We start from the raw sequence: 3936 nt of genomic DNA, 5'->3' as shown, positions 1-3936 counted from the left end.
CGCCGGGACCGCGGCGGCTGTCGGGGCCGCGGCCGTCGTCAGGGGCCCGGTCGCCGTCAGGGACCCGGCCCCCGCCGCCGTGGCGGCCGTCACCGGTTTCAGCGTGGCCGTGCCGTACCTGCTGCTGGTGGACTACGGGGCCCCGCGGTTCCTGCTCCCGGCCTACGCCCTGCTGGTCGTCCCCGCCGCGGAGGCCCTGCGGTGGGCGGCGGGCCGTCGCCGCCCGCGGGTGGCGGCCGCGCTGGTCGCCGCAGTGCTGCTGGCGCACACGGCCGTCCAGGGGAGCGTCCTGGCCGGCCAGGCGCATGCGCAGAACGAGTACCGGAGCTATCTCGCCGGGGTGGTCGAGGACATGACCAGGCTGGGAGTACGGCCGCCCTGCACGCTGGTGGACGACCTCGTCGACCCCGCCATGATGTTCGTCTCCCGCTGCGATCACCTGAACCTCTCCGATCCGCGGAACTCGCTCGGCGCCCGGATCGCGGCGGCCGAGCCCGGCCGGGTCTTCGCCCTGCTCACCAGGGATCCCCCTCCCGCGGCGATGGAGGGCTGGGAGAGGCACGTGCTGCGCGAGAAGGACGGGGAACCGTTCTGGACCGCTCACCTCCTCCGCAAGGACGCCCCGGCGGACACCTCCGGAAGGACGCCCTGAACGGCGGGGCGGCCGGCCCGCCCACGGGTGGCGGGCGCTGACGAGGCCGTCGTCTGCGGAACGGCGGGAGCCGATCAGACCGTCGTTCCCGTCAGACCGGTCGTTCCCGGGTGACGGGAGCCGATCAAGCCGCCGCCCGCGGGCGGCGGAGGCCGGTGCGTTCAGGCGGAGTCGCCCCGGAGGCGGCGCAGCCGGCGCCTGGTCCGGTTGAGCAGGGAGCGCTGGGCCTCGCGGCGCAGGGCCACCGCCTCCTGGCGGCGCTGCTCGGCCTTGCCCCGCCACCGGGCGGCGTCGCGCTGCCCCTTGTCCGCCGCCCGCCGCAACTCCTCGACGCGCTCCTTGAGCGCCGCGATCTCGTGCCGGGCCCGCTCGGTCTCCTTCCCCCGGGACTCGGCCTCGGCCCGCCAGCGCGCGGCCTCGCGGTTGCGGTCCTGCGCCCAGGCCGGGTAGGCCTCGGCGGCCGGGCGGAAACCCCACGAACCGCCGTCCAGCCACGCCGCGCCGTGCAGCTCGGAGACGACGCCGTCCAGCGGCTCGCCGTCGCGGGCGACGAGCAGCGCGCGGGCGACGGCGGAGGTCCGCTCCAGCCGGGCCGTCACCGGGCCGGAGGCGTCCTCGTCCAGGACGACGATCAGCAGGCCGCAGTCGTCCTCCTCGGCCCGCCGGACCAGCCGCTCGACGGAGTCGGCCCCGGGGACCCAGCCCGCCGGGCAGGTGAGCCGGAACGGCGCGGGAGCGGACGTCGCGGCGGGCGCCTCGGCGAAGGAGACGCGGCCGTCGTGGGCGTACCGGGCGTGGACGAGCCGGAGGTCGAGCAGCGGGTCGTCGAGCGGCGCCCGGCGGTCGCGGGTGAGGGAGGACCACGGACCCGCCACGGTGACCGAGACGTCGGGCAGGGTGCCGGCCAGCGCCCCGTCGACGCTCGCGCGGACCTCCTCGCAGGAGGCGCCGCGGGCGTCCACCAGGACGTCCACGTACGGCACCAGCCACTGCCGGCCCGGGTCCGTGCGCAGGTGCCGGCGGTAGGGCACGCGGTCGGCGATGAAGGGATCGTTGTGCCGGATCACCTCCGGGGCCCGCCTCATCATGGTGGTCGTGCCCAGGTGCCAGGCCAGGGCCTCGGCGTCGGGGACGAACACCGCGCCCGTCTGAGTGAGCCGGTAGCCGAGCTCGGTGTCCTCGCCCAGCACCAGCGGGGTGGCGTACCCGCCCGCGGCCTTCAGCAGCGCGGCAGGGAGGGACACCGTCGCGCCGACGTGGATCCGGTGCAGGAGCGCGCTGGGCGCGTCGCGGAAGCCGTCGTGCTCGGCGAGGAGCCGGTCGATCCAGTCGTGCCCGTGGTCGTGGTCGGGCTCGAAGAGGGACGCGGCCCGCCCGCGGCGACGGCGTCCCGGACCTCGGCGGGGGCGGGGGGCGGCCCGGCCGCGGCGGTGAAGCGCAGCGTGCCCGTGACCACCAGGTAACCGGCCAGGTGGTGCCAGCGCATGTGCGCCTCGACGTGGTCGCGGTAGGGGACGACGTCGGCGTCCAGCCGGTGGATCACCTGGCCCTCCGCGACGGCCTCGCCGGACGCGAGCGCCCAGGCGATGCCCCAGCCGCCGGGGGAGCTGCGGATGACGCGGGTGCGTTCCGGCGCGATCTCCGGGACGCGCAGCGGCGGCGCGCTGCCGTCGTCCACGACGACCACCTCCGTGAGGTGGGCCGGATAGGACTGGGCGGCGAGCGCGGCCAGCACGAGGTCGAGCTTGTCCTGGCACTGCCGGGCCGGGATCACGACGCTCACCGAGAGCCGCGGTTCCCACGTGCCGAGGGCGGGTGGGCCGAGCACGCCGTAGTCGTTGCCCCTGATCCGCGGACAGGGGGTCTGCGGGCCGGTCACGGCGCCTCCGCGGGGAGTTCCATGAGGGCGTTCGGCCGGAAACCGTGCCACTGGCGCCTGTTCCTCCGCAGGAACGTGCCGATCGGCTCGCGCCAGGTGTGCCCGGTCACGTTGCCGCGGCGCAGGATGTAACCGAGGCCGTGCGTGCGGTAGATCTGCCCTCCGGCGGCCTGCACGGCGTGCTGGAACTGCGCGTCGACAGTGCCCGGCAGGGGACGGAACCCGCCCACGGCCTCGAACGCGGAGCGCTCGGCGAAGATGGTCCCGCCGGCGATGAAGTTGGTGATCTGCTCGGTGGTCTGCTCGCGGTGGACGGTCACGCCGATCGAGGCCAGGTAGACGAACTCCGGAACCGTGCCCACGACCTCGGCCCCCGAGTAGGAGTGCGCCAGGAGCAGGTCGGACAGGAAGTCCGGCCCGTACCAGTCGTCGTCGTCCATCTTCAGCAGGAACGAGCCCGAGGCCCTGGCCGCGGCCTGGTTGAGCACCGCTCCGAAGACGGTCGTCCGGTCCGCCTCGAACACCGTCACCGGCCGGTCGAAGGACGACAGGGCGCCCGCCACCTCGGGATGGTCGGCCGGCACCCCGTGCAGGGCCAGGACGACCTCGAACTCGGCTCCGCGCTGCCGGCCCGCCTGCTCCAGCGCGAAGCGCACCATCTCCGGCCGCCGGGTGGCCAGCAGCACGGAGGTCGCCGGGACGGGCGCGGCGGGTGCGCCCAGCTGCTCCCAGCGCGCGCGGACGCCGTGGGTGCGCAGCGCCTCGCGCCGCAGCCTGATGCTGTACTCCTCCCGCTCCAGGTCTCCGCGAGGCCCGCCTCCCGGACCGACGTCAGCAGCCGGACCAGTCCGGAGCCGAGCGCGCCCGCCCAGCCCGGCACGTCGCCGGAGACCAGCGGAACGCCCGCCGCCGCCAGCCCGGTCACCACCCGCAGCGCGGCCACCGGGCCGCTGTGGCTCCGCCGCCAGTCGACGCGGACCCCGCGCACCTGCCTGATCCGGTCGACGTCGACGTCGGTCACGCATCCGGACGCGGCGAAGCGGGTCAGGACCCTGCCGCCGCAGACGACGGCCCACCGGTCGGACTCCAGGCAGAGGTCGGCCATGCCGAGCGCGGGTACCGTGCGGAAGCCCGCCGGGTTGACCGAGCGGTCGTCCACGGGGGGGATCGCCCAGGGCTCCGACAGGTCGCCCAGGCCGGTCCGGAGGATCTCCGCCCCGCCGGGCCGCCCGAGAGCCTCCCAGCTCATCAGCTCCGCCGCCGGGCGCTCCACCGCGGGCTCCGCGCCCGCCCAGGACTCCGCGTCCCGGCCGACGAGGCGCACGACCACGTCGCTCCCCCGGGCGCCGAACCGGCCGGGCACGGCGGTCCCGCCCGGATCGGCGGGGGGCCGCGTTCGGGTCGC

At 76.3% G+C, this 3936-nt stretch carries 4 protein-coding genes and 1 pseudogene; 1 reads left to right on the top strand and 4 read right to left on the bottom strand.

What is annotated here, in order from left to right; translation table 11 throughout:
- The coding region (locus ACWJ6R_RS31705) for a hypothetical protein (RefSeq protein ID WP_449065744.1) at positions 1 to 652 on the top strand (652 nt) is incomplete at its 5' end.
- A gap of 161 nt (positions 653 to 813) precedes the next feature.
- Here the strand turns inward: ACWJ6R_RS31705 and ACWJ6R_RS31700 are convergent.
- The 4 genes and pseudogenes from ACWJ6R_RS31700 to ACWJ6R_RS31685 all read right to left on the bottom strand — a co-directional run.
- A complete protein-coding gene (locus tag ACWJ6R_RS31700) occupies positions 814 to 1896 on the bottom strand; it encodes a hypothetical protein (RefSeq protein ID WP_449065743.1) in 1083 nt (360 codons plus the stop codon).
- Positions 1872 to 2531, bottom strand: coding sequence for a glycosyltransferase (locus ACWJ6R_RS31695; RefSeq protein WP_449065742.1), 660 nt, complete (start codon positions 2529 to 2531; stop codon positions 1872 to 1874). The genes ACWJ6R_RS31700 and ACWJ6R_RS31695 overlap by 25 nt, the downstream gene beginning before the upstream one ends.
- Positions 2528 to 3175, bottom strand: a complete 648-nt coding sequence (locus ACWJ6R_RS31690; protein WP_449065745.1) for a glycosyltransferase — start codon at positions 3173 to 3175, stop codon at positions 2528 to 2530. The genes ACWJ6R_RS31695 and ACWJ6R_RS31690 overlap by 4 nt, the downstream gene beginning before the upstream one ends.
- Positions 3058 to 3936: pseudogene (locus tag ACWJ6R_RS31685) on the bottom strand (hypothetical protein); the annotation flags it as partial. The pseudogene ACWJ6R_RS31685 and the gene ACWJ6R_RS31690, both read right to left, overlap by 118 nt.

This window comes from Planomonospora algeriensis, assembly GCF_977012225.1.
Note: the sequence above shows the minus strand (reverse complement) of the source record. Positions and strands in the feature narration are given on the sequence as shown.